Origin of the sequence: Gillisia limnaea DSM 15749 (genome assembly GCF_000243235.1) — a bacterium.
In the GTDB taxonomy this organism is placed as follows: domain Bacteria; phylum Bacteroidota; class Bacteroidia; order Flavobacteriales; family Flavobacteriaceae; genus Gillisia; species Gillisia limnaea.
In genome coordinates this window covers 1,317,182-1,342,665 of record NZ_JH594606.1, presented here as the reverse complement: position 1 = coordinate 1,342,665, position 25,484 = coordinate 1,317,182, and the positions used below count along the sequence as shown (strand labels likewise).

At 37.7% G+C, this 25,484-nt stretch carries 32 protein-coding genes; 28 read left to right on the top strand and 4 right to left on the bottom strand.

What is annotated here, in order from left to right:
* Positions 1–71: 71 nt before the first annotated feature.
* From radC to GILLI_RS17700, 6 genes are all read left to right on the top strand, one after another.
* Positions 72–770 carry a RadC family protein gene (gene radC / locus GILLI_RS07860; RefSeq protein WP_006988566.1) on the top strand — a complete coding sequence of 233 codons (699 nt, stop codon included), beginning with the start codon at positions 72–74 and terminating at the stop codon, positions 768–770.
* 21 nt (positions 771–791) lie between these two features.
* Positions 792–2,069 (top strand): polysaccharide deacetylase family protein, encoded by a 1,278-nt coding sequence (locus tag GILLI_RS07855; protein WP_006988565.1) that lies wholly within the window; start codon positions 792–794, stop codon positions 2,067–2,069.
* The gene (locus GILLI_RS07850; protein WP_006988564.1) at positions 2,059–2,748 is read left to right on the top strand and encodes a YjjG family noncanonical pyrimidine nucleotidase; all 690 of its coding nucleotides are present in this window, start codon (positions 2,059–2,061) and stop codon (positions 2,746–2,748) included. The genes GILLI_RS07855 and GILLI_RS07850 overlap by 11 nt, the downstream gene beginning before the upstream one ends.
* Before the next feature lie 48 nt (positions 2,749–2,796).
* Positions 2,797–3,348 carry a hypothetical protein gene (locus tag GILLI_RS07845; protein ID WP_006988563.1) on the top strand — a complete coding sequence of 184 codons (552 nt, stop codon included), beginning with the start codon at positions 2,797–2,799 and terminating at the stop codon, positions 3,346–3,348.
* A 3-nt stretch (positions 3,349–3,351) separates the two neighbouring features.
* Positions 3,352–4,755 carry a DUF5723 family protein gene (locus GILLI_RS07840; RefSeq protein WP_245545613.1) on the top strand — a complete coding sequence of 468 codons (1,404 nt, stop codon included), beginning with the start codon at positions 3,352–3,354 and terminating at the stop codon, positions 4,753–4,755.
* Between the two features lie 100 nt (positions 4,756–4,855).
* Positions 4,856–5,803, top strand: a complete 948-nt coding sequence (locus GILLI_RS17700; protein ID WP_006988561.1) for a hypothetical protein — start codon at positions 4,856–4,858, stop codon at positions 5,801–5,803.
* 37 nt (positions 5,804–5,840) lie between these two features.
* Here GILLI_RS17700 and GILLI_RS07830 read toward each other — a convergent pair whose 3' ends face one another.
* Positions 5,841–7,115 (bottom strand): replication-associated recombination protein A, encoded by a 1,275-nt coding sequence (locus GILLI_RS07830; RefSeq protein WP_006988560.1) that lies wholly within the window; start codon positions 7,113–7,115, stop codon positions 5,841–5,843.
* A 345-nt stretch (positions 7,116–7,460) separates the two neighbouring features.
* On the opposite strand from GILLI_RS07830, the gene GILLI_RS07825 reads away from it, so the two are divergent.
* Positions 7,461–8,213: a rhomboid family intramembrane serine protease gene (locus GILLI_RS07825; protein WP_006988559.1), complete on the top strand. Its 753-nt coding sequence runs from the start codon at positions 7,461–7,463 to the stop codon at positions 8,211–8,213.
* A 197-nt stretch (positions 8,214–8,410) separates the two neighbouring features.
* Here the strand turns inward: GILLI_RS07825 and rlmB are convergent, their stop codons facing one another.
* From rlmB to GILLI_RS07810, 3 genes are all read right to left on the bottom strand, one after another.
* Positions 8,411–9,148: a 23S rRNA (guanosine(2251)-2'-O)-methyltransferase RlmB gene (rlmB, locus tag GILLI_RS07820; protein WP_006988558.1), complete on the bottom strand. Its 738-nt coding sequence runs from the start codon at positions 9,146–9,148 to the stop codon at positions 8,411–8,413.
* 176 nt (positions 9,149–9,324) lie between these two features.
* Positions 9,325–10,701 carry a RagB/SusD family nutrient uptake outer membrane protein gene (locus tag GILLI_RS07815; RefSeq protein WP_006988557.1) on the bottom strand — a complete coding sequence of 459 codons (1,377 nt, stop codon included), beginning with the start codon at positions 10,699–10,701 and terminating at the stop codon, positions 9,325–9,327.
* A gap of 10 nt (positions 10,702–10,711) precedes the next feature.
* Positions 10,712–13,720, bottom strand: a complete 3,009-nt coding sequence (locus tag GILLI_RS07810; RefSeq protein WP_006988556.1) for a SusC/RagA family TonB-linked outer membrane protein — start codon at positions 13,718–13,720, stop codon at positions 10,712–10,714.
* 578 nt (positions 13,721–14,298) lie between these two features.
* Between GILLI_RS07810 and rpsL the strand changes: the two genes are divergently transcribed.
* The 21 genes from rpsL (at position 14,299) to rplR (ending at position 25,484) form a co-directional block, all read left to right on the top strand.
* Entirely contained in the window at positions 14,299–14,673 is a 375-nt protein-coding gene (gene rpsL, locus GILLI_RS07805; protein ID WP_006988554.1) for a 30S ribosomal protein S12, read from the top strand.
* 79 nt (positions 14,674–14,752) lie between these two features.
* Positions 14,753–15,229, top strand: coding sequence for a 30S ribosomal protein S7 (gene rpsG, locus GILLI_RS07800; protein WP_006988553.1), 477 nt, complete (start codon positions 14,753–14,755; stop codon positions 15,227–15,229).
* Between the two features lie 5 nt (positions 15,230–15,234).
* Positions 15,235–17,346 (top strand): elongation factor G, encoded by a 2,112-nt coding sequence (fusA, locus tag GILLI_RS07795; protein ID WP_006988552.1) that lies wholly within the window; start codon positions 15,235–15,237, stop codon positions 17,344–17,346.
* A 10-nt stretch (positions 17,347–17,356) separates the two neighbouring features.
* Positions 17,357–17,662: a 30S ribosomal protein S10 gene (rpsJ, locus tag GILLI_RS07790; RefSeq protein WP_006988551.1), complete on the top strand. Its 306-nt coding sequence runs from the start codon at positions 17,357–17,359 to the stop codon at positions 17,660–17,662.
* A gap of 170 nt (positions 17,663–17,832) precedes the next feature.
* Entirely contained in the window at positions 17,833–18,444 is a 612-nt protein-coding gene (gene rplC, locus GILLI_RS07785) for a 50S ribosomal protein L3 (RefSeq protein ID WP_006988550.1), read from the top strand.
* On the top strand, positions 18,444–19,073 hold the full coding sequence (gene rplD, locus GILLI_RS07780; protein WP_006988549.1) for a 50S ribosomal protein L4: 630 nt from the start codon (positions 18,444–18,446) through the stop codon (positions 19,071–19,073). Before rplC ends, rplD begins: the two co-directional genes overlap by 1 nt.
* A 5-nt stretch (positions 19,074–19,078) precedes the next feature.
* Positions 19,079–19,369, top strand: a complete 291-nt coding sequence (rplW, locus tag GILLI_RS07775) for a 50S ribosomal protein L23 (RefSeq protein ID WP_006988548.1) — start codon at positions 19,079–19,081, stop codon at positions 19,367–19,369.
* A gap of 9 nt (positions 19,370–19,378) precedes the next feature.
* A complete protein-coding gene (rplB, locus tag GILLI_RS07770) occupies positions 19,379–20,206 on the top strand; it encodes a 50S ribosomal protein L2 (protein WP_006988547.1) in 828 nt (275 codons plus the stop codon).
* 6 nt (positions 20,207–20,212) lie between these two features.
* Entirely contained in the window at positions 20,213–20,491 is a 279-nt protein-coding gene (rpsS, locus tag GILLI_RS07765; protein ID WP_006988546.1) for a 30S ribosomal protein S19, read from the top strand.
* An 8-nt stretch (positions 20,492–20,499) separates the two neighbouring features.
* Positions 20,500–20,907 (top strand): 50S ribosomal protein L22, encoded by a 408-nt coding sequence (gene rplV / locus GILLI_RS07760; RefSeq protein ID WP_006988545.1) that lies wholly within the window; start codon positions 20,500–20,502, stop codon positions 20,905–20,907.
* Positions 20,908–20,914: 7 nt separating this feature from the next.
* A complete protein-coding gene (gene rpsC / locus GILLI_RS07755; RefSeq protein ID WP_006988544.1) occupies positions 20,915–21,643 on the top strand; it encodes a 30S ribosomal protein S3 in 729 nt (242 codons plus the stop codon).
* Positions 21,644–21,662: 19 nt separating this feature from the next.
* The gene (gene rplP / locus GILLI_RS07750; protein ID WP_006988543.1) at positions 21,663–22,082 is read left to right on the top strand and encodes a 50S ribosomal protein L16; all 420 of its coding nucleotides are present in this window, start codon (positions 21,663–21,665) and stop codon (positions 22,080–22,082) included.
* A gap of 12 nt (positions 22,083–22,094) precedes the next feature.
* Positions 22,095–22,286, top strand: a complete 192-nt coding sequence (gene rpmC / locus GILLI_RS07745) for a 50S ribosomal protein L29 (protein WP_006988542.1) — start codon at positions 22,095–22,097, stop codon at positions 22,284–22,286.
* Positions 22,287–22,304: 18 nt separating this feature from the next.
* Positions 22,305–22,562: a 30S ribosomal protein S17 gene (gene rpsQ / locus GILLI_RS07740; protein WP_006988541.1), complete on the top strand. Its 258-nt coding sequence runs from the start codon at positions 22,305–22,307 to the stop codon at positions 22,560–22,562.
* A 1-nt stretch (position 22,563) separates the two neighbouring features.
* A complete protein-coding gene (rplN, locus tag GILLI_RS07735; RefSeq protein ID WP_006988540.1) occupies positions 22,564–22,932 on the top strand; it encodes a 50S ribosomal protein L14 in 369 nt (122 codons plus the stop codon).
* Between the two features lie 11 nt (positions 22,933–22,943).
* Positions 22,944–23,255: a 50S ribosomal protein L24 gene (gene rplX / locus GILLI_RS07730; protein ID WP_006988539.1), complete on the top strand. Its 312-nt coding sequence runs from the start codon at positions 22,944–22,946 to the stop codon at positions 23,253–23,255.
* Positions 23,256–23,257: 2 nt separating this feature from the next.
* Positions 23,258–23,809: a 50S ribosomal protein L5 gene (gene rplE, locus GILLI_RS07725; RefSeq protein WP_006988538.1), complete on the top strand. Its 552-nt coding sequence runs from the start codon at positions 23,258–23,260 to the stop codon at positions 23,807–23,809.
* A gap of 2 nt (positions 23,810–23,811) precedes the next feature.
* Positions 23,812–24,081, top strand: a complete 270-nt coding sequence (gene rpsN / locus GILLI_RS07720) for a 30S ribosomal protein S14 (protein WP_006988537.1) — start codon at positions 23,812–23,814, stop codon at positions 24,079–24,081.
* Between the two features lie 74 nt (positions 24,082–24,155).
* The gene (gene rpsH / locus GILLI_RS07715) at positions 24,156–24,554 is read left to right on the top strand and encodes a 30S ribosomal protein S8 (protein WP_006988536.1); all 399 of its coding nucleotides are present in this window, start codon (positions 24,156–24,158) and stop codon (positions 24,552–24,554) included.
* An 18-nt stretch (positions 24,555–24,572) separates the two neighbouring features.
* Positions 24,573–25,115, top strand: coding sequence for a 50S ribosomal protein L6 (rplF, locus tag GILLI_RS07710; protein WP_006988535.1), 543 nt, complete (start codon positions 24,573–24,575; stop codon positions 25,113–25,115).
* 12 nt (positions 25,116–25,127) lie between these two features.
* Positions 25,128–25,484, top strand: a complete 357-nt coding sequence (gene rplR, locus GILLI_RS07705) for a 50S ribosomal protein L18 (RefSeq protein WP_006988534.1) — start codon at positions 25,128–25,130, stop codon at positions 25,482–25,484.

The following is a 25,484-nucleotide window of genomic DNA, read 5'->3' as shown; positions in this document are numbered from 1 at the left end:
GATTTTCAGGTTTTTAATTTTTAGAACAGGAATATTGGGTTCATTTTTTTATCTTTAGTTAAAAATGAACAATGGCTCTTGAACGTGCACCTCTTAGTATTAAAAACTGGGCTTCCGGGGACAGGCCTCGCGAGAAACTACTCCAAAAAGGCAAGTTAGCTTTAACCGATGCCGAGCTTATCGCTATTTTAATAGGTTCTGGAAATAGAAATGAGAGCGCGGTAGAGTTAAGCCAAAGGATACTTTCTTTGCATAGGAACAATCTCAGTCAACTGGGAAAGCTTTCGGTACAACAACTTATGACTTTCAAAGGAATAGGGGAGGCCAAAGCCATAAGTATAATTGCTGCCATGGAACTTGGTAGAAGAAGAAGGACCGAAGAAGCCCTGGAGCAGGTGAAGATAACCTCCAGCAATTCGGTTTATGAATTGCTACAACCAATTATAGGGGAATTGGCTCACGAAGAATTTTGGATTCTTTATTTAAATAATGCCAACAAAATAATAGAACAGTTTCAAATTAGCAAAGGTGGGATTACCGGTACGTTAGTGGATGTTAGGATTACTTTGAGGAGAGCGTTGGAGCTGGGTGCTATTTCACTAATTCTAGCCCATAATCACCCATCTGGAAATTTAAATCCCAGTGAGGCAGATAAACAGCTTACCACCAAATTGAAAACTGCAGCCGAAAGCCTGGATATTAAAGTTCTGGATCATCTTATTGTTACTGAAAAATCCTATTTTAGCTTTGCCGATGAAGGCTTGTTGTAACGCAAAATAAACATGCTTTTAATGTATACCAGTAAGGTCACCCCAAGGATAATCTATGTTTTTAAGCATATATGCACCCAGGTTCTTGGAATTGAGATCAAATTCACAACTAAAATAGAGGAATTCATCGCTCACCCAGACCTAAAAATTTCCTACGGTAAAAAACGGCTTGGAAATGAACTTTTTATTCAAAATGTAAATCTTCTGTTTGAACAAGGTTTAGGTGATTTGGAAATTAAGGTTCAGCCCTGGGAAGAAAGCAAATGCTTTTTCGGTGTTTCAGAAAATAGTGATCTTCCATTTGATATTTTTGCAGCCTCGTTCTATCTTTTGTCGCGCTATGAGGAATACCTGCCGCACGTAAAGGATAATTTGGGCCGTTTTCCTTCTTCTGAAAGCTTAGCTTACAAGGAAGGTTTTCTCCACAGTCCGGTTATAGATGTGTGGGCGTATAAATTCAAAAAGATTTTGGCCTTTCGCTTTGCTGAAATCGACTTTAAAAAACGGAATTATGAATCGGTATCAATAATTTCCGTGAGCCATGTCTTCAATTTCAAAAACAAGGGATTCCTTCGAAGCCTAACTGGAACAGCCATAGATATGGGGCACTTAAAAATCTCAAAAGTTTCCGACAGGATAAAAGTTTTGCTAAGACTAAAAAAGGATCCTTACAATGTTTTTGATGATCTCATAAAAATTATAAAGGAGCACAAGGTGAAAATGGTTTTCATGTTCCAATTAAGCGATTTTAATATTTATGACAGGAATATCAATCACAACCGTCTCAATTATAAATCTATAATTAAATATGCGGCAGATTATTCCGAGGTTGGTTTGCGCCTTGGCTATTTTGCTGTCCAGGAGATGCAGGCGCTTAAGCTGGAAAAAAAGCGGTTTGAAAATATTATCCACGGACCCTTACAAAACGTTCTAAACAGCAGGTATAATTTAATGCTGCCGGAACATTACAGTTATTTGAATGAGTTGGAGATCGCTAATGATTATTCTATGGGATATCCCGAGACCATTGGTTTTAGAGCTGGAACCAGTACTCCTTACTTGTTTTACGACATCAATATGGAAGTCACTACTCCATTAAGAATACACCCTTATGTTTTTCATTCCCAGGTTTGTCACAAAAGATCTTCAGAAGAGATTCAGCATACCATAACCGGTATTATGAGAGAATTAAAACTGGTACAGGCACCTTTTGTTTCTATTTTTAAAAACCGTGATTTTTCAGAATATTACAATAATGCCTTTTATTACTCACTGTTAAAACAAATTCATGAAATTTAATAATATTGAACACGTCTATTTTGATCTGGATCACACCTTATGGGATTTTGATAAAAATTCTGCGCTCACTTTTGAAGCTATTTTTAAAGAAGAAAAAATAAATATTGAGTTGGAGGATTTCTTAGGAGCCTATGTCCCAATTAATAGCAATTATTGGGAATTGTATCGAAACAATCAAATATCCAAGGAGTCTTTAAGGTCTGGAAGATTAAAGGATAGCTTTAAGCTCCTTAAGTTTAAAATTTCTTCGAAAACCCTTGATCTTCTTTCAGATAAATATATTCAGTTTTTACCAACCTATAGTCATTTGTTGGAAGATACACAGGATATTTTGGAATACCTGCGACCCAGGTATCAACTTCATATAATCACAAATGGATTTCAGGAAGTTCAGAAAACAAAAATGGTGAATTCAAATATTTTTGATTATTTCTCCACCATAACTACCTCCGAAGAGGCAGGAGTGAAAAAGCCCCATCCTCATATTTTTGACAGAGCACTTCGTAAATCTAAAGCTTTACCCAAAAATAGTATTATGATAGGCGACAATTATGCTGCAGATATCGTAGGTGCCAAAAATGCGGGATTGCAGGCTGTTTACTTTGATTATTACCAAAAAAAGGAAGTTTCAGAGTCCATTACAATTCAAAAGTTAAAAGAACTTCGGATGTATTTATAGCAATAAAGAATCCCTATATTCGTTAAAATAAAAGAAATTTTGCCCTAAATGTCTTTTCCAAAGCCTATCCTTAAAACATACTTGTTTCTGCTTTTAATTGCAGGTCTAACCTCCTGTGTGAAAGATATAGATCTGGATCAGGCAGAAAGTATTACCCTTCAACCCGATTTACAGGTTGATCTCCTTATTTTTGATGTGGATGAAGTGGATTTTAGAGATCCAATAACAAATAACCAGAAAACCATAATTCGTGATACTGTTCGTCTTGAATTTCTGGATGATGATTATATTCAAAATGATCTTAGCGAAGTGGAATTTAGTTTTAAATACATTAATTCATTTCCACAGTCCTTCAACAATAGCATTTTTTTTCTTTCTGAAAATAATAATGTTCAGCACCGTGTTGATTTTCCTATTGATCCGGGCAGTATGTCTAGCCCGGTTACCACAGAGAGAATTGAACTTATTGAACAAGCTCAAATAGGGGTGATACGCAGAAGTATTAAAATGGTAGTAGAAATCGAGGTTTTACCTAATTCTGAACCTTTTACAGGAGAATTAAAATTTCAATCTAAAGGTTTATTCTCCTTTCAATTTTAGCTCATGAGATTATTGTTAACCCTAAGTAGTTTTTTTATCATGCTACTGTCTCAGGGCCAAAATAAACAACTCCTTTATAATGTGAGTGATCTCCCACAAACCCTGATGAGCAACCCCGGGGCCATCGTGAATTTTGATGGACATTTCGGGATTCCGTTATTTTCTCATATAAGTTTATCTGCGGGATCTTCAGGAGTTAATTTGTTTGATATTTTTGATGATTCCAATCCAAATGTAAATCAAAGGGTTACAAGTACCATTAACCGGCTTACAAGTAAGGATTATTTTACGGCCCAGGAACAACTTGAGATTTTATCCATGGGGTGGCGCCTAAATAAAGATGATTACTTTTCTGCCGGAATTTATCAGGAAATGGATCTATTCGCTTATTTCCCTAAGGATCCTGCTATTTTGGTGAGCCAGGGGAATGCCAATTATATCAATGTTCCATTTGATTTTTCCCATGTTTCTTTTACCGGGGAAGTTCTAACGGTTTATCATTTGGGTTTAAACCGAAAAATAGACAACCAACTCACGGTAGGGGCAAGAGTAAAAATGTATTCTGGAATTTTTAACGTACAAAGTGTAAATAATACCGGAATATTCCTAACCCGAAATACCCCCGAAGGTCCAAATTATTACCGGCATTTTGCAGAGGATATAGATGTTCGTGTTAATACTTCTGGTTTTACTACGCTAAGGGATGAAAATCAAACCGTTCAGGAAGCATCAAAAGATTTGTTGAGCAAATCTTTTTTTGGTGGGAATATAGGAGTCGGAATAGATTTGGGAGCCACCTATAAAATTCAGAATAATTTGATAGTCACAGGTTCAATTCAGGATTTGGGATTGATGTTTCAAAGAGATGATGTTGAAAATTATACCTATAAAGGAACTTACCAAACAGATGGAATCGAGCCTCTTTTTCCGGGAATTGGGCCCAGCGGCGCAGCCTTTCCTTACTGGGATGAATTTGAAGATGAGGTTGATAGAAACCTGGTGGATGAAACCCTAAATGAATCCTATGTGACCTGGCGCCCCTTTAAATTAAACGCTTCCCTGCAGTTTAGATTTGGAGAAGATTGCCCACCCTGTGATTATCGAATACAAACAAAAAAAATCTATCAGAATAAGGTCGGAATTCATCTTTTTGGGATTAAAAGACCGGGTTCATTAAAATATGCATTGTCTACCTATTATGATACGAAGGTGATTCCTAATTTAAGAATTAAAGTGGCCTACACACTGGATGATTTTTCCTATACAAATGTTGGATTGTTACTTTCCACCCAATTAAAGAAATTTAATTTCTATCTTGCTGCAGATAATTTATTTGGGTATCTTAACCTTGCAAAATCGCGATACCAATCAGTTCAATTGGGATTTCAATTTATACTAAATAAGTAACGAAACATCCATTAGAACGTTTTTATCACATAAAGGGATTTTTATATGGATGTTCCTCCCGATAGCTACCGGGATTCCTCTAAAACAATAAAATAAACAGATGAAAAAGGCGCTTTTTTTAATTCTCACTTGTATGATTTCAGTTGTTTCTGTTGCTCAGGAGCTCAATTCTTTTAAGTATGTAATCGTCCCGGAAGAATACAATTTTAATAAGGAACCGGATTTGTTTCAGTTGAATTCCTTAACCGAATTTCTCTTTGATAAATATGGTTTTGAAGCCTATATGGAAAACGGAGAACTCCCCGAAGACCTTAATAACAACCGGTGCAATGCTCTTTTTGCTGATGTGGAAAACGAATCAGGTCTTTTTGTGACCAAATTGGTGGTTGTGTTGAAGGATTGCCAGAATAAAAAAGTTTTTGTTTCTGAAGAGGGAAGGAGCAGGGAGAAGGATTTTAAAACAGCCTATCAGGAAGCGCTGCGGGATGCATTCGTATCCATTGCAGCCTTAAATTACAACTACCAACCATCAGAAATAATAGAGAAAAAAACAGTTGTAGTAAGTACAGTTCCTTCCGTAACAGAAAAGGAGGAAGATAGTATTGTGATAGTAAGTGCAGTTCCTTCGGTAAACGAAAAAGAAGAAGATAGTATAGTGATAGTTAGTGCAATTCCCTCAGTAATTGAAAAGGAGGAAGACAGTATTGTTGAAGTAAGTGCAATTCCAGCAGCACTAAAAAATAATGAAATTTCTGCTGAAGAAAACACAGGTAAAAAGGATTTGGCCACATCTCAAGAGATGACTTTTACTATGGGCCAGGGAACCTATTTTTTAAAGAAATCGGGTGATGGATATAATTTTTTTCAGAAAGGAATGATAGAGCCATTTGCTTCATTAATAGCTTCTAAAAGTAATAACAGCTTCATTTATTCTTCAATTACCGCACAGGGGATCGCTAATTTTGACGAGAAGGGAAACCTGGTTGTTGAAATTCTGAATAAAGAAACCAATTCTACCGAAATCAGGTTGTATGAAAAGCAGCAATGAAATCAATAGCATGACCTAAAAACCCCTCGGTTTTAAGTTAATACTTGTATTTATCCTTCCATCGAATTTTCAAAAATTCTCTTTGAGCATTCTCCCGCTGATTGTTCCCGGGATTATATAAAATAGTGTTCTTCACCTCCTCCGGAAGAAATTCAGCCTGAGTAAAGTTATTCTTATAGTTGTGGGCATATTGATAGTTATCACCATAACCCATATCTTTCATCAATTTGGTTGGAGCATTTCGCAAAGAAAGCGGTACCGAAAGATTCCCTGTCTTTTTCACCAGGCTCATGGCCTCATTAATTGCCATATACGAGGCATTGCTTTTTGCCGAAGTAGCCAGGTAGATCACACATTGGCTCAAAATGATTCTGGATTCAGGAAATCCAATGGTAGTTACAGCCTGGAACGTATTATTGGCCATAACCAGGGCTGTTGGGTTTGCATTTCCAATATCCTCACTGGCAAGGATAAGCAGGCGGCGTGCAATAAATTTAACATCTTCTCCACCTTCAATCATTCTTGCCAACCAATAGACCGCTGCATTTGGATCACTTCCGCGTATTGATTTTATAAAAGCTGATACAATATCATAATGTTGCTCACCGGTTTTGTCATATAAAACGGTGTTTTGCTGAACTTGTGTTTTAACCATTGCATCGGTAATCTCGACAGGCCCTTCAGAAGAGGTTACGAGCAATTCGAAAATATTAAGCAGTTTCCTGGCATCACCCCCGCATAATCGCAGTAAAGCTTCTGTTTCGGTTAATTTAACCTGTTTTTGCCTGATGATGGGATCGATTTCCATCGCACGTTTTATCAATGCGATTAATTCTTCCTTTCCAAAAGGTTTTAAAACATAAACCTGACATCTGGAAAGCAGTGCTGAGATCACTTCAAAGCTGGGATTTTCTGTAGTGGCTCCAATTAGGGTAACCCATCCCTTTTCGACAGCACCCAACAAAGAATCTTGTTGCGATTTGCTGAAACGGTGGATCTCATCTATAAATAAAATGGGGTTTTTTGTAGTGAAAAGACCATCATTTTTTTTCGCTTTTTCAATTATTTCGCGCACATCTTTCACTCCGCTGCTTACCGCGCTTAACGTGTAAAAAGGGCGGCCGCTTTCCATAGCGATAATATTAGCCAACGTGGTTTTTCCAACGCCTGGAGGTCCCCATAAAATAAGAGAAGGAATGGCTCCCTGTTTGATCTGTTTGGTTAAAGCACCCTGCTCACCTATAAGATGTTGCTGACTCAAATAGTCACTTAATTTTTTAGGCCTTAGCCGTTCTGCAAGTGGTTCATTCATAATGCAAAGATACTGATTCACATTACAACTAAAATAATTTCCAGATGCTTTCGGGGAAGTTGCCAATTTGTCAAAGTACTTTTTTCAGCATAGCTTTTGCTCTCAAATATGGGAATTGAGTGTCTACTTGTAACTTTTTACTAATGATAGATTCCCCCGCATTTTTTTAATGATATTATTCATAAATTAGTAATGAAAAGTACCATTGAAAAAGCTAAAGGATAACTTATAAATAAGGGCTTTACTAAGAATTACTTGATTAAATGTCAAATATTGAAAAAACGCTGATAACTGCATTTGGATATTTTCTAAATCTGGTCAACATCAATTTAATACCAAACAACTTTGAAAACTTCTGAACCTTTTGTCTTTTCTTCCGGGGTTATAGGCTATCCCATAGTGTTTGTTTTGCTCATTTGGATCGTGTTTTGGGTTGAGATCCGGTTTGGTTTTGATTTTAATTATCTGGGAGTTAGACCCCGTACCCTGGAAGGGCTAAGAGGAGTGATCCTTTCCCCTTTTATTCATTCAGACATTAAACATCTGTTTAACAATTCTATTCCTTTATTTGTGTTGTCCATGGCGCTTTTTTATTTTTACAGAGGGATCGCCTGGCAAATCTTACTTTTTGGAATTCTGCTTGCAGGACTGTTTACCTGGGGGATAGGAAGACCCTCCAATCATATTGGTGCAAGTGGGGTGATTTATCTTCTGGCTTCCTTCTTGTTTTTTAAAGGAATAATTTCAAGCTATTATAGGTTGATCGCCTTATCTTTTATAGTGGTTTTTCTCTATGGTGGAATGTTATGGTTTGTCGTACCGGTAGATCCCGGGATTTCATGGGAAGGACATTTATCTGGTTTGTTGGTAGGATTGGCATTTGCTTTTATCTACAAGCAAAGGATTGTAAAACCCCCTAAATATGAATGGGAAAAACCGGACTATAATCAAGACGACGACCCTTTTATGAGGCATTTTGATGATAATGGGAATTTTGTTGAAAGTTTGCCTGAAACCGAATCATTGGAAGATGATACGGAAGAGGAATCCCCGGCAACTGGCTACAGATATTTTTATAAAAAGTCTGAAGAGAAATAAAGACCTAAAGTTCGGGATTTAAAATCTAAGATTTGTTAATTAGTTAATTCCTTAGTTCAGGATTCGTTGGGTTGGGATTTTAATTTGATTTGGAAATTTAAAAAAAGTATCGAGCCTGATTGCCGGTATGCAGGTGCATTCGTGTTTTATATTTTTTTTTTTGGCTTCCTCCTTGTCTTTATTTCCTCACATCTCATTTAAATCCGTTGTCTCACAATTTCATATAAAAAGGCGCCACAAGCCACAGATACATTTAGGGAACCAATAGTTCCATACATGGGTAATTTAGCTTTGGAATCCACAATTTTTAAAACCGATGGATTAACCCCTTTTTCCTCACTACCCATAATTAAAGCAGTAGGAAGTTTAAAATCTACCGTGTATAAATTATCTTCAGTTTTTTCGGTAGCCGCTACTACATGAATTCCTGAAGACTGCATATAATAAATGGCATCTTTGATATGATTCACCTTACAAATTGGTATTTTGAAAACAGCTCCGGCTGAGGTTTTTACCGTATCGGCATTTACAGGAGCTCCACCTTTGTTCTGAACAATTATCGCGTGAACCCCGCAACATTCTGCAGTCCGGATAATAGCTCCAAAATTACGGGCATCGGTAATTTGATCCAATAGAAGAAATAATGGGGTTTTTGAAGAATCTTCAAGGATTTCCTGAACAATATCTTCCATATTTTGGAATTTTATTGGCGAAATCTTCGCAACTACTCCCTGGTGATTTCCGTTGGAGAGTTTGTTAAGTTTTTCTACAGGGACATAGGAAATATTGTAACCCTCTTTTCCTATTTGGTGTTGCAACTCCTGAAATAAGGGGCCAGAAAGCCCTTTTTGAATATAGATCTTATCAATGTTCTTTCCGCTTTGAATTGCTTCCATCACGGTTCTTATTCCAAAAATTGTGGTGTTATCTTCCATAGGGGCGAAGATAGTACAAAATGAAAACTTTTAGCCCAGGCCCATAAAAAAAAGCCACCCAAAATTTCTCGAGGGTGGCTTTTGAAGATTGTTTGAGCTTAAAGTTTTACTGTCTGTTGAAAATATTATTTCCAATAAAATTTTTGTTTTTTAAGGTGATATTATTATTTCTAACCTTAATTTGTATATCCTGGGTTTTGTTCCAAATTAAGATTTGCATCCATTTCTCTTTGAGGTATTGGCAATACCAAACTATTTGCATCAAAAGGCAATCCATCTATAGATTGTTCTAAGCGTTTTACGTCGTGTAATGCAAATCCTTCAAAAGCTAATTCTCTTTTTCGTTCTTCAAGAATATCTTCTAACGTAGCAGATGAAAGAGTAAGAGCACCGGCTCTATTGCGAAGGGTATTGATATCTTCTACGGGTGTAGCGCCCAAAGAGCTGCCTAGCCTAAAATTACTCTCTGCACGTATCAAGTACATCTCCGCTAATCTTAGGAATGGAATATTTGCAAATTGATTTTGCCATTTAGTTGTAGAAAAGGTACCGGTATCGTCTCCTGTATAAAAAAACATACTTCTGTCATCTTCCTCATCATTGAAAACTGCGAAATAAGGTTCTTCTATGGTTACATCTCCAGTCAAAGATCTACCTCCAAATTTTCTAGTAGCCCAAAATACATTCATATCATTCACTCCATCTTGTGTTGTGATTTGCCATGCAAATATATCTTCAGTAGAATTCCCGTCATTATTGAAAGCTCCAGCAAAATTTCCGGTTAAAGAATAAGAATTACTTTCTATAACATTGTTAGAAGCTTCTAATGCACCTTGGTAATTTCCTTGCTGAAGATAGACCCTTGCCAATAAGGCTTCTGCTGCAAATTTATTTGCGTAAAAATCATCAATTGGATTGCTTCCAGGTAATTTGGAAATAGCATCGGTCAAATCCTGGATCACAAAATTATAACCTTCTTCCACCGTGTTTCTGGATGGATATTCAATTTGTGACGCATCACTCACTCCGGTGGTAACAAGAGGTACTCCTAATTGAGAATTCCCACCTTCTGCTTTGTATGGTAAGGAGAAGAAGCGCAATAAATCAAAATAAACTGCAGCTCTTAGGAATTTTGCTTCTCCTTCTACTCTGGCAGCTTCTTCTTCCTCTTCAAATTTATCCAGATTTTCCAATATTAGATTTGCCTGATTTGAAACAGCATAGGAGGTTATCCAATAATCTGCTACAAATCCATTTCCTGTTGTAATTTGTTTTCTATTGAACTCTGCAGGACCTTGGAAGGTACCTCGCCAAGCCAATTCTCCAGTATTTGCAATTAGTTCTGAAGCTAAATTATAACTCCCAGCAAATATTTCGTTTTGGCCCGCTAGATCATAGGCTCCTACCAGGAGATTTTGAATGTTATTTGCAGATCCTAAGGCAGCTTCCGGAGTGAGATCTTGTTCGGGTTCTAAGTCTAAATTATCATCACAGCCAGTAAAAATAAAGGCCATTAGGAGGATACCAAGGTTTAATGTTTTTATTGATTTCATAATTTCTTTTTTAAAATTCGAAGTTTACTCCTACAGTCATAGTTTTAGCAGGTGGGGCAGAATAAAAAGCATTTCCTACATTAATGTTGCTGTTTGCCTGAACATCGTAGGTAGATTCCGGATCATAATCGTCATAATCTGTAAAAGTCAATAGATTTACAGCTGTAAAATAGATTCTTAAACGGTCTATATCAATTTTATTTGTAAAACTTGAAGGAAGACTATACCCCAGGGTGATGTTTCTAAGCCGAATAAAATCTGCTTCTTGCAAATATCTGGAAGAACTTTGCGTTCCGTTGGCGCCAAATAATCTTGCTTGAGGCACATCTGTTATATCTCCTGGTTCTTGCCATCTATCAAGTTGATCTGAGGATTGATTATCGAAGAAATCTGCACTGGCAGATTGAAATCTTCCTCCGGCATTATATATAGACGCTCCCCATTGTCCTTGAAAGGTAAAGGAAAAATCTACATTTTTATAGTATAGATTATTTGTAAAACCTGCGATAATATCCGGGAAGGGACTACCTAAAACAACTCTTGTAGCTTCATTAAAATCGTTGGTTAAACTTCGGTCTCTGGAGCCATCATCGTTAAGTGTGTTCCTTACAAATAATGCATCTCCATTCTCTGGATCGGCTCCGGCAAATTCTACCATAAATAAGGAGCCAAGGACTTCTCCTTCCCGAACAATGTTTTGTCCGGAGATGATGTCTCCTCCAGGAAGGTTGGTTACTTCGTTGTCATTATATGCAATATTGAAAGATGATGACCAGTTAAGATTGGTGCTAACTATGTTTTTTGTGTCTATTACCAATTCTACTCCGGTATTTTGAATTTCTCCCACGTTTCTGGTGATGTTTGTAAACCCTGAAGTAGAGGGGATAGGTTCATTTAATAGTAAATCATCTGTAGTTTTATTGTAATAATCTAAACTCCCCGAAATGCGGTTGTTTAAGAGGCCAAAATCGATCCCAAGATCATATTGAATGGTGTTTTCCCATTTCAGGCTGGGATCTCCAAGTTGACTTGGATTAAGTGCAGGTCTTCCATTGTAAGAAGCACCTCCAAATAAACTTCTGGAAGCAAAATTTCCAATATCTGCATTTCCGGTTACTCCCCAGCTGGCTCTTAGTTTAAGCAGGGATAGCGTTTCACTATCCATTAAAAAATCTTCTTCCGAAACAATCCACCCTCCGGAAACCGCCGGGAAAAATCCGTATTGCTCATCTACCCCAAATCTTGAACTGCCGTCATAACGAACGCTTCCTTTTAATAGGTATTTATCCAATATGTTTAAACTAGTTCTTGCAAAATAAGATACAAATGTGAATGCGGTTCTACTGGAGCCTCCACCTACGATTTCCGCAGCACTGTTCACGGTTCGCAAATCATCTGATGGGAATCCCTGGCCTTGCACAAATTGAGCTTTTCTTCGGTCATCTTCAAAAGACATCCCCGCGGTGGCCTCCAGGTTTGTATTTTCACCTAGCAAAGTATAATAAGTGAAATAATTATTTATAACATATTTCTCATTTTGTACGCTTTGCGCTTCAGCAAATCCTCCTACAGACTGAGATTCGGTCAAACGGCCGTCAAAAGTTTCAGCGGTTTGAACATTCAAATCATATCCGAGTTCTGATCTAATGCTAAGACTTGGAGTGATATAAAATTCAGCAAAAACATTTGCGATAGCTCTCCAAATACTGGTTTTGTTTTCAGCATTCACTTCCTGATTTAAGAAATTGTAATATAGGGTATTGGGATTGGGTAATCCATTGTCTAAATAAGGCCTGGTAAAAGGGATTTGCGCTATAGCTTGTAACGGTGTTGCAAATGAATTGTCATTTGCTAACCTGTTTATCTGCGTTTTAGCAATGCTGGAAGTAACGCCTACTTTAAATCTTTCTGAAACCTGATGATCTACATTACTTCTGAAATTATAACGTTCAAGATCATTTCCTCGAATAATACCTACTGTTTTATTGTAGCCTAAAGAGAGAAAAAATTGTGTCTTATCAGATCCTCCTGAAGCATTTACGTTTAAATCATTTACAGAACCGTTTACAAATGCAAGATCCTGCCAATCTGTGTCAACCGCACCATCACGCCAATCTGCTTCATTTTCAGCAAAAGAATTAAAATCGGCAAAGGCATCTTCCTCTGTAAAGCCCGCATTTAAATAGGCTTCAGTAAAGAGTTCCACATATTGTTCGGTGTTTATAAAATCACGACGATTGGTCTCTTCGCTCCATCCGGAGGAAGTATTTAATGAGATTTTTGTAGCTCCTGATTTTCCTCTTTTTGTGGTTATTAAAACAACCCCGTTACTTCCCCTTGCGCCATAAATAGCAGCAGAGGAGGCATCTTTTAATATTTCAATGGATGCGATATCATTAGGGTTTAAACTTATAAGCGGGTTTATGGGGGAATCATTGATGTTTTCATCGCTGTTGATCAATGGGATTCCATCAATAACATATAAAGGGTCCTGAGAAGAGGAAATGGTAGAAACTCCACGCACTCTTATTTTTATTCCAGATTCGGCCTTTCCGTTAACCTGAGTTATCTGCACTCCTGCCGCTTTTCCAACTAAGGCGCTTTGTACGCTAGGGACCGGAACTTCGTTTATTTCATCTGCAGAGATGGAGGCAATGTTATCGGTTAAGGTCCTTCTTGTGGATGTGCCATACCCAACCACCAGGACTTCATCAAGTTCTGAAGCACCTGGAGCTAAAGTAACGTTGATGGTGTTTTGATTTGCGACAGCAATTTCGGTTTTGGTATATCCAAGGAATGAGAAAACCAGTATATCTCCCTGGGATGCTTCAATGAGATAATATCCATCAAAATCTGTTTGCACTCCTGTAGAAGTACCTTTAATAACGATGTTAACTCCCGGAAGGGGGAGGCCATTTTCATCGGTAACGGTTCCCGTCACCGTTTGCTGTTGTGCAAAGCCTATTTGCATAACAAACGCTATTATTAGCGTTAAAATTCCATTTAATTTTGGGTTCATGTTTAGTTTATTTGAATTAGCCATACCAAAAATGGTAAATACATGTTAATATAGCAAGTATTAATTAAGTTATTTTTAAGGAGCGTTAAAATATTATAGATATAAGCTTTAAGATGTAGGTTAGGCATAAAATAGATTTTTTATTAAATAGTTAATCTTTTGGGAATAAAATTGAAGATGATAATGAGATGGTTGATGGCTGTTAGTTTATTTTGCAATATTCAATTTGTTTAGAAAATGAAATAAAAACATAAAATGTTGATATTTAAATGTTTGAATTTTTAAATCAGCCATTTTTTTGTATTAAAAAAAAGAAAAATTTTGTTTGATTTAAATTTCTGCTGCATAAGCTGTTTTTTCTTTTAACTCTTTATTTTGAAGGTTGTTCATAAAGAGTGCTGAATTTCTAATTGGGGATACCCATAAGAGTTCCAATTTTTATAGTTCATTATTATTTAAGTGGAGATTCTTCTGAAAATTAATGAATTATCGTTTGAATAAATGGTTTTTATTTCTACCTTTGCCAACCCTAAAAAATAGGGAGGTAATTTTTAACAATAATTAGTGTAGAAGAAATTATGCCAACAATTTCACAATTAGTACGAAAAGGAAGAGCCAAAATAACCAAGAAGAGTAAATCGGCTGCTTTGGAATCGTGCCCTCAACGTCGGGGAGTTTGTACGCGTGTTTACACCACTACGCCTAAGAAACCTAATTCTGCAATGCGTAAAGTTGCAAGGGTAAGGTTAACAAATGGTAAAGAGGTAAACGCATACATTCCCGGAGAAGGACACAATTTACAAGAGCACTCGATAGTATTGGTTAGAGGCGGAAGGGTAAAAGATTTACCGGGAGTTAGGTATCACATTGTTCGTGGTGCTTTAGATACCGCAGGTGTGGCTGGAAGAACTCAGCGTAGATCAAAATACGGAGCAAAACGCCCTAAGAAGTAAAACAAACGTTAGAAGTTAAGACAAAAAATAGCTTAAGGCTTCAAGTGTTTTAACCTTAACAATTAACTCAAAAGAAGAAATGAGAAAAAGACAGGCAAAAAAGAGGCCTCTTTTACCGGATCCAAAATTTAATGATCAACTGGTTACGCGTTTTGTAAACATGATGATGTGGGATGGTAAGAAATCGGTTTCCTTTAAAGTGTTCTACGATGCTATTGCAATAGTAGAAGAGAAAAAACAAGACGAAGAAAAATCAGCTCTTGAAGTTTGGAAGGATGCCCTTTCAAATGTAATGCCTCACGTAGAAGTTAGAAGTCGACGTGTAGGTGGTGCTACTTTTCAAATACCAATGCAAATTCGTCCGGACCGTAAGGTTTCAACTGCAATGAAGTGGTTGATTTCTTACTCCAGGAAACGCAATGAGAAATCTATGGCTCAAAGATTGGCCGGAGAAATTATCGCTGCTTCCAAGGAAGAAGGTGCTGCAGTTAAGAAAAGAACAGATACTCATAAAATGGCTGAAGCTAACAAAGCATTCTCTCACTTTAGATTCTAAACAAAATGGCACAAAGAGATTTAAAATTCACAAGAAATATAGGTATTGCCGCTCATATTGATGCAGGTAAGACCACCACTACAGAGCGTATCTTATTTTATACCGGTGTAAGTCATAAAATAGGAGAGGTGCATGATGGCGCCGCTACTATGGACTGGATGGAGCAGGAGCAGGAAAGAGGTATTACCATTACTTCCGCTGCAACTCATTGTAAGTGGACTTATAGAGATACAGAATATACTGTAAATATTATTGATACTCCTGGTCACGTAGATTTTACTGTAGAGGTAGAGCGTTCATTGCGTGTTCTGGATGGTATGGTTGCTTTATTCAGTGCGGTTGATGGTGTAGAGCCACAATCTGAAACTGTATGGAGACAAGCAGATAAATATAGAGTTCCACGTTTAGGGTTTGTTAATAAAATGGACCGTCAGGGATCTGATTTTTTCAACGTTTGTAATCAGGTAAGAACCATGTTGGGTGGAAACCCGGTTCCATTGCAAATTCCAATAGGTGATGAAGAAAATTTTAAAGGAGTAGTAGATCTTATTTCTAAGACTGCCATCGTTTGGAATGAGGATGATTTTGGAATGACCTACGAGGTTATAGATATTCCCGAGGAATTAAAAGCCGATGTCGATAAATACAGAACTTTATTGGTTGAAGCTGTTGCAGACTACGATGAAGCTCTCATGGAAAAATTCTTTGAAGACGAAGCTTCTATTACTGAGGACGAAATAATTGCTGCCCTAAGAGCTGCAACTATCGATATGTCTATAATCCCAATGATGTGTGGTTCTGCCTTTAAAAATAAAGGAGTTCAAATGATGTTGGATGGGGTGATGAGATATTTACCATCTCCTGTAGATGTTGATGCCATTATTGGTGTTAACCCTGATACCGAAGAAGAAGAATCACGTAAACCACATGTTGATTCTCCCTTTTCTGCCTTAGCTTTTAAAATTGCTACCGATCCTTTCGTAGGACGTTTGGCTTTCTTTAGAGTATATTCCGGAGCGCTGGATGCAGGTTCTTACGTATTAAACAATCGTTCTGGTAAGAAAGAGCGTATTTCACGTATTTACCAGATGCACGCTAACAAACAGGAGCCTATAGATAGAATTGAGGCTGGAGATATTGGAGCTGCTGTTGGTTTTAAAGATATTAAAACCGGAGATACGCTTACAGATGAGAAGAATCCTATTACATTAGAATCTATGTCCTTTCCTGCGCCGGTAATTGGTATCGCTGTAGAACCTAAGACAAAAGCTGATGTTGATAAAATGGGTATGGCTTTAGCAAAACTTGCAGAAGAAGACCCTACATTCCAGGTTAAAACCGATGAAAATTCAGGACAAACAATTATTTCAGGAATGGGTGAATTGCACCTGGAAATTCTTGTAGATCGTTTGAGAAGAGAATTCAAGGTAGAAGTTAATGAAGGGCAACCTCAGGTGGAATATAAAGAAACTATTACTAAAAGCGCAACTCACAGGGAGGTTTACAAAAAGCAATCTGGTGGTCGTGGTAAATTTGGTGATATCGTATTTAATATGTCACCCGCAGATGAAGACTTTAAAGGTCCAGGCCTTCAGTTTGTAGACTCTGTTAAAGGGGGTCGTATTCCTAAGGAATTTATTCCTTCTGTAGAAAAAGGATTTAAGGAAGCTATGAAAGCTGGTCCATTGGCCGGATTTAAAATGGATACTTTAAAAGTTGAATTAACAGATGGTTCATTCCACCCTGTGGATTCTGATCAACTTTCGTTCGAATTGGCTGCTAAAATGGGGTATAAAGTTGCTGCTAAAAAGGCAGGTGCTGTTATTCTTGAGCCAATAATGAAAGTAGAAGTTGTAACTCCTGAAGAAAACATGGGAGATATAGTAGGAGATTTAAACAGAAGAAGAGGACAGGTTAATGACATGTCCGACAGATCTGGAGCAAAAGTGATTAAAGCAGAAGTTCCTCTTTCTGAAATGTTTGGATATGTTACCACATTAAGAACATTATCATCCGGTAGAGCGACTTCAACAATGGAATTTTCTCATTATGCTGAAACTCCTTCTAACATTTCAGAATCAGTTATAAAAGCAGCTAAGGGTACAACGAACGATTAATTAAAGGGATATGAGTCAGAAAATCAGAATAAAACTAAAATCGTACGATCACAATCTGGTAGACAAGTCTGCAGAAAAAATCGTAAAAACCGTAAAATCTACGGGTGCTGTGGTAACCGGGCCAATCCCATTGCCAACACATAAAAAGATATTTACAGTGTTGCGATCTCCTCACGTTAATAAAAAGGCAAGAGAGCAATTTCAATTAAGCTCGTATAAAAGATTGTTGGACATTTATAGTTCTTCATCTAAAACCATCGATGCTTTAATGAAACTTGAGCTTCCTAGCGGAGTAGAAGTAGAGATCAAGGTGTGATGAAAAAATTCAAGGTTCAAGATTTTGAATTTTGAATTTTGAATTTTGAATCCAAAAAAACATGTCCGGAGCGTTTCGCAAAGGAAAAACGGTAAAAATACATTCAGGACTGAAAGTATTTTCGGTCCTGAATATTTTTAAATAAATAGTTTAATTAATAATTAATAATTATGTCTGGGTTAATAGGAAAGAAAATAGGCATGACCAGCATCTTTGACGAGAATGGAAAAAACATTCCATGTACCGTTATACAAGCTGGGCCGTGCGTAATTACCCAAGTCAGAACCAAAGAGGTCGACGGGTACGAAGCTCTTCAACTTGGTTTCGATGACAAAAAGACTGCTAATAAAGCTGCCACAGGGCATGCTAAAAAAGCCGGAGCCGCAGCAATGCGCAAAGTCGTTGAATTCAAGGGATTTGAAGGAGAGCACAAATTAGGAGATTCCATTACAGTTGAACATTTTACCGAGGGCGAGTTTGTTGACGTTTCCGGTACAAGTAAAGGTAAAGGTTTCCAGGGTGTTGTAAAAAGACACGGTTTTGGTGGTGTGGGTCAAGCTACTCACGGTCAACACAACCGTTTAAGAGCCCCGGGTTCCATTGGTGCTGCATCTTACCCGGCAAGGGTATTTAAAGGGATGCGCATGGCTGGACGAATGGGTGGAGAAAAAGTGAAAGTAGAAAACTTAAGGGTTTTAAAAGTGGTTTCAGATAAGAATCTGCTTGTTGTTCAGGGATGTGTTCCAGGACATAAGAACTCGTATGTAATCATTCAGAAGTAATGGAAATAGCAGTTGTAGATATTAAAGGAAAAGAAACAGGTAGAAAGGTCAACCTTTCTGACGCTGTTTTTGGAATAGAGCCTAACAATCATGCGGTGTATCTTGATGTTAAACAATACCTGGCAAATCAGCGCCAGGGGACGCACAAAGCAAAAGAGCGTGCGGAAATAGCAGGAAGTACACGTAAGATCAAAAAGCAAAAGGGAACAGGTACAGCACGTGCCGGTAGTATTAAATCTCCAATCTTTAAAGGTGGAGGCCGCGTTTTTGGACCACGTCCAAGAAACTATGGTTTCAAACTTAATAAGAACTTAAAGAGGTTGGCAAGAAAATCTGCACTTTCTCTTAAAGCTCAGGATAAGGCGATAATAATTGTAGAAGATTTTCAATTTGATACTCCAAAAACCAAAAACTTTATCGACGTTTTGAAAGGTTTGGGAGTTGAAGGTAAAAAATCTCTAATAGTGTTGGGTGACTCAAATAAAAATGTATATTTGTCCTCACGCAATTTAAAGGGCTCTGAGGTTGTAAGTAGTTCAGAATTAAGTACTTACAAAATACTAAACGCAAATAATCTTGTGTTTGTAGAGGGGTCTTTAGAAGGAATTGAGTTGAACTTAAGTAAATAAACAGTATGAGTATCTTAATAAAACCTATTATTACAGAAAAAGCAACAGCAGATAGCGAGTTGAATAACCGCTTTTCCTTTGTTGTTAATAATAAGGCGAATAAGATTGAAATTAAGAACGCAGTAGAGTCTGCTTATGGTGTTTCAGTTACTAAAGTTCGCACAATGAATGTCCGTCCAGATCGCAAATCCCGTTATACAAAGACAGGTGTGATCACTGGTAAAACAAGTGCTTATAAAAAAGCATATGTACAGGTGGCGGAAGGTGAAACTATTGATTTATATAGTAATCTTTAAGATTAAAAAATGTCAGTTAGAAAATTAAAACCAATCACCCCTGGGCAGCGTTTTAGAGTAGTTAATGGTTTTGACGCCATTACTACTGATAAGCCGGAGAAGAGTTTATTAGCTCCGATTAAAAAGTCAGGTGGTAGAAACAGTCAAGGAAAGATGACCATGCGCTACAAAGGTGGTGGTCACAAAAGACGTTACAGGATTATCGACTTTAAACGCGACAAGCATGGGATTCCTGCTACTGTTGCCTCTATAGAGTATGACCCAAATAGAACGGCTTTCATCGCATTATTGAATTATCAAGATGGCGAAAAAAGATATATTGTTGCTCAAAATGGACTTCAGGTTGGGCAAAATATAGTTTCTGATATAGAAACTGCAGCTCCTGAAATTGGAAATGCAATGCCGCTTAATACAATACCCTTAGGTACTGTTATTTCTTGTATTGAATTGCGTCCAGGACAAGGAGCTGTTATGGCTCGTAGTGCAGGCGCTTTTGCTCAATTAGTGGCAAGAGATGGTAAATATGCTGTTATCAAACTTCCTTCCGGGGAAATAAGAAGGATATTAACCACTTGTTTGGCTACTATTGGAGCCGTTTCAAACTCGGATCATCAATTGCTTGTTTCTGGTAAAGCTGGTAGAAGCAGATGGTTGGGTAGAAGACCAAGAACAAGACCGGTTGTGATGAACCCTGTAGATCACCCAATGGGTGGTGGTGAAGGGAAATCTTCCGGTGGTCACCCACGTTCTAGAAAAGGTATACCTGCTAAAGGTTATAGAACCCGATCTAAAACAAAAGCGAGTAATAAATATATTGTAGAACGTAGAAAGAAATAATAAGATATGGCACGTTCATTAAAAAAGGGACCTTACGTTCACTATAAACTAGATAAAAAAATCTCCCAAAATGTTGAGTCCGGGAAGAAAGCTGTTATTAAGACCTGGTCAAGGGCTTCAATGATAACTCCGGATTTTGTTGGGCAAACCATCGCGGTACATAACGGGAAGCAATTTGTTCCTGTTTACGTAACTGAAAATATGGTAGGTCATAAATTAGGGGAATTCTCACCTACAAGATCTTTTAGAGGTCACGCAGGTGCGAAAAATAAAGGTAAAAGATAACTGAAGCTATGGGAGTTCGTAAAAGAGAAAAAGCAGAGCAAACAAAGGAAGCTAAGAAATTATTAGCTTTTGCAAAACTGAATAACTGCCCTACTTCACCTAGGAAGATGCGTTTAGTCGCAGATTTGGTTCGTGGTGAAAAAGTAGAAAGAGCGCTTCAAATATTGAAATTTAGCTCTAAAGATGCATCTCGTAAATTGGAAAAATTGTTATTGTCTGCAATTGCAAACTGGCAAGCCAAAAATGAGGACGCAAGTATAGAAGAAGCTGAATTATTTGTGAAGGAGATCCGTGTAGACGGAGGTAGTATGTTAAAGAGATTGCGTCCTGCACCACAGGGCCGTGCTCACAGAATAAGAAAACGTTCCAACCACGTTACATTAGTGCTTGGAGCTAACAATAATACACAAAGCTAAGAAGAGTATGGGACAAAAAACAAATCCAATCGGGAATCGCCTTGGTATCATAAGAGGATGGGAATCCAACTGGTACGGAGGAAATGACTACGGCGATAAATTGGCCGAAGACGATAAGATTAGAAAATACATCCATGCTCGTTTATCTAAAGCGAGTGTATCCAGGGTAATTATCGAACGTACTCTAAAACTTATAACCGTTACTATCACCACTGCCAGACCCGGTATTATAATCGGTAAAGGTGGACAGGAGGTAGATAAGTTGAAAGAGGAACTTAAGAAAATTACCGACAAGGAAGTTCAAATTAACATTTTTGAAATCAAGAGACCAGAATTGGATGCTCATTTAGTAGCTTCCAGTGTTGCAAGACAAATTGAGAATAGAATCTCATACCGTCGTGCAATAAAAATGGCCATCGCAGCTGCCATGAGAATGAATGCTGAAGGGATTAAAATCCAGATTTCAGGTAGGTTGAACGGTGCTGAAATGGCACGTTCAGAAGGCTACAAAGATGGTAGAATTCCCTTGTCAACTTTTAGAGCCGATATTGATTATGCTTTAGTTGAGGCACATACCACATATGGTAGATTAGGTGTTAAAGTGTGGATCATGAAAGGTGAGGTATTTGGTAAAAGAGATCTTTCCCCTCTTGTAGGCATGGACAAGCAAAAAAGTAGTGGAAAACCTGGACCCGGTGCCGCACGAGGTGGTAACAAGTCACGTCGTAGAAAGTAATCTTTTAAAGTAAAGAAAAATGTTACAGCCTAAAAGAACAAAATATCGCAAAATGCAAAAGGGCCGTATGAAAGGAAACTCCCAAAGGGGGCATAGACTTTCAAACGGTACATTTGGGATTAAATCATTAGACTCAAATTTCCTTACTGCACGTCAAATAGAAGCAGCGCGTATAGCCGCGACCCGTTATATGAAAAGAGAAGGTTCATTATGGATCAAAATCTTTCCAGATAAGCCTATTACCAAGAAACCTCTTGAGGTACGTATGGGTAAAGGTAAGGGTGCTGTAGAATATTGGGCAGCAGTTGTTAGACCAGGAAGAATCCTCTTCGAAATAGGAGGGGTGCCTTATGATGTGGCCAAAGAAGCTTTGCGACTTGCCGCACAAAAACTTCCGGTAAAAACCAAGTTTATTGTAGCTAGAGATTATCAAGCTTAATTTAGAGAAGTTATGAAACAATCAGAAGTAAGAGAATTATCTGTAGCAGAATTGCAGGAAAAACTTGGTGAAACCAGGAAAGCATACTCAGATTTAAAAATGGCTCACGCAGTTTCGCCATTAGAGAACCCAATACAGCTTCGTGCTGTAAGAAGATCTATAGCTAGAATTGCTACAGAGTTAACAAAAAGAGAACAACAATAAGTGTTATTCTGCTGAAAGATGGAAAAAAGAAATTTAAGAAAAGAACGTATAGGTGTAGTTACCAGTAATAAAATGCAGAAATCCATAGTGGTTGCTGAAGTTAAAAAGGTAAAACACCCCATGTATGGAAAGTTCGTTTTAAAAACGAAGAAATACGTGGCACACGACGAGACAAATGACTGCAACATTGGAGATACAGTAAAAATAATGGAAACACGTCCATTGAGTAAATCTAAATGTTGGAGATTAGTAGAAATTATAGAAAGAGCTAAATAAAATGGTACAACAAGAGTCTAGATTAAGAGTAGCAGACAATACCGGCGCCAAAGAAGTTTTGACGATTAGGGTATTAGGGGGTACAAAAAGAAGATACGCTTCTGTTGGAGACAAAATAGTTGTCAGCGTTAAAGAAGCCACACCTAATGGAAGCATTAAGAAAGGTGCGGTTTCAACAGCAGTTGTTGTTCGTACCAAGAAAGAAGTGCGCAGACCAGACGGATCTTATATCCGTTTTGACGATAATGCATGTGTTCTTTTGAATCCAGCTGGTGAAATGCGCGGTACACGTGTATTTGGCCCTGTAGCCCGTGAGCTTCGTGATAAACAATTCATGAAGATTGTTTCATTAGCGCCAGAGGTGCTTTAATACATAGTATGATGAACAAGCTTAAAATAAAATCCGGAGATACAGTTAGAATTATCGCTGGTGACCATAAAGGTCAAGAGGGAAAGGTTCAAAAGATTCTTCGGGAAAAGAACAAAGCAATCGTGGAAGGTGTGAATATGGTTTCCAAACATGAGAAGCCAAGCGCATCTAACCCACAAGGAGGAATAGTAAAGAAGGAAGCTCCGCTTCATATTTCCAACTTATCTTTAATAGATAAAAAGGGTGATACTACCCGCGTTGGTTATAAGACTGAAGACGGTAAGAAAGTGAGATTTTCCAAAAAATCTAATGAAGTAATTTAGTTATGGCATACGTACCAAGACTTAAACAAGAGTATAGAGACAGAGTAATGTCTTCTCTTAAAGAAGAATTCAGTTACTCCAATATCATGGAGGTTCCAAGACTAGAAAAAATAGTGTTGAGCCGGGGAGTTGGAGCTGCTGTAGCAGATAAAAAATTGATTGATTATGCAGTAGATGAATTAACTGCAATAACCGGTCAAAAAGCCGTATCAACCATATCTAAGAAGGATGTTGCTTCTTTTAAACTTCGTAAGGGGATGCCAATTGGCGCCAAAGTAACTTTACGTGGTGATAGAATGTATGAATTTCTGGATCGTTTAATCACATCGGCCCTTCCAAGGGTTCGTGATTTCAGTGGTATTAAAGCAACTGGTTTTGATGGGAGAGGTAATTATAACTTAGGTGTTACCGAACAAATTATTTTCCCAGAAATCGATATCGATAAGGTGAATAAAATCTCCGGAATGGATATCACATTTGTAACTAATGCAGCTACAGATAAGGAAGCAAAATCATTGTTAACGGAACTAGGTTTACCTTTTAAAAAGAATTAATTATGGCTAAAGAATCAATGAAAGCCCGAGAGGTTAAGAGACAAAAAACTGTGAAGAAATATGCAGAGAAAAGAAAGGCTTTGAAAGAAGCCGGAGATTTCGAAGGATTGCAGAAACTTCCAAAAAATGCCTCTCCTGTTCGATTGCACAATAGATGCAAATTAACAGGAAGACCTAAAGGGTATATGAGACAGTTTGGACTTTCCCGTGTTATGTTTAGAGAAATGGCCAATATGGGATTAATCCCTGGGGTAAGAAAAGCTAGTTGGTAATTAAGATTTAACAGGAGGAAGGTTTCACCCGATAGCTATCGGGATTGAAAAACCACCTTCGCAAATAAAAACAAATGACTACAGATCCGATTGCAGATTATTTAACAAGAATTAGAAATGCCGTACTTGCTAACCACCGTGTAGTAGAGATACCAGCATCTAATCTTAAAAAGGAGATCACTAAAATATTATTCGATCAAGGATATATTCTTAGTTACAAATTTGAAGAAAATTCCCATCAGGGGATCATCAAAATAGCACTTAAGTACGACAAACTTACTAAAGAGTCAGTAATAAAGAATATTCAGCGAATAAGTAAACCCGGTTTACGTAAATACGCCGGATCAAACGAAGTACCACGTATCCTTAATGGACTTGGAATTGCGATAGTTTCTACCTCTCATGGGGTGATGACTGGAAAGCAGGCCAAAGCCGAAAATGTGGGTGGTGAAGTTCTTTGTTACGTTTACTAATACTTAAAGACTTAAGAAATGTCAAGAATAGGTAAAAACCCAATCACCATCCCACAAGGCGTTACAGTTGACGTTAAGGACGGGATTGTGACGGTAAAAGGAAAATTAGGAGAATTAACGCAAGAATATAGTGACATCGACATTAAAATTGAAGATGGAATTATTACTTTTGAGCGATCTTCTGAAAAGAAGGACCAAAAAGCAAAGCACGGGTTATACCGTTCTTTGGTAAATAATATGATTGAGGGAGTAGCAAACGGGTTTACCAAGCAATTGGAACTTGTAGGTGTAGGTTATCGTGCATCAAATCAAGGACAAAGATTGGAAATCGCAGTTGGATTCTCGCATAATATTGTTTTTGAATTGGCTCCTGAAGTGAAAGTTGAAACAATTTCAGATAAAGGTAAGAACCCTATCGTGAAATTGACTTCATATGATAAACAACTGGTAGGCCAGATAGCAGCTAAAATCCGTTCTTTCAGGGCTCCAGAGCCTTACAAAGGAAAAGGTATTAAGTTTGTAGGAGAACAATTACGAAGAAAAGCTGGTAAATCAGCTTAATAGACTTTAGATATGGCATTTTCAAAACAAGATAGAAGACAAAAGATAAGGAAGCGTATTCGAAAGGATATTAGTGGTACTCAAAGCCGTCCAAGATTGGTAGTATTTAGAAGTAATAAAGAAATTTATGCTCAAATAGTAGACGACGTGGAAGGAAAAACTTTGGCTGCAGCTTCTTCAAGAGATAAAGACGTAACTTCGGCAGAAGGAAACAAGATTGATAAAGCAACTTTGGTTGGTAAAAATCTTGCCGAAAAGGCGTTAAAAGCCGGTATAGAAACAATCTCTTTCGATAGAGGTGGTTATTTATATCATGGAAGAGTTAAATCGTTGGCCGATGGTGCCCGTGAAGGAGGACTAAAATTCTAA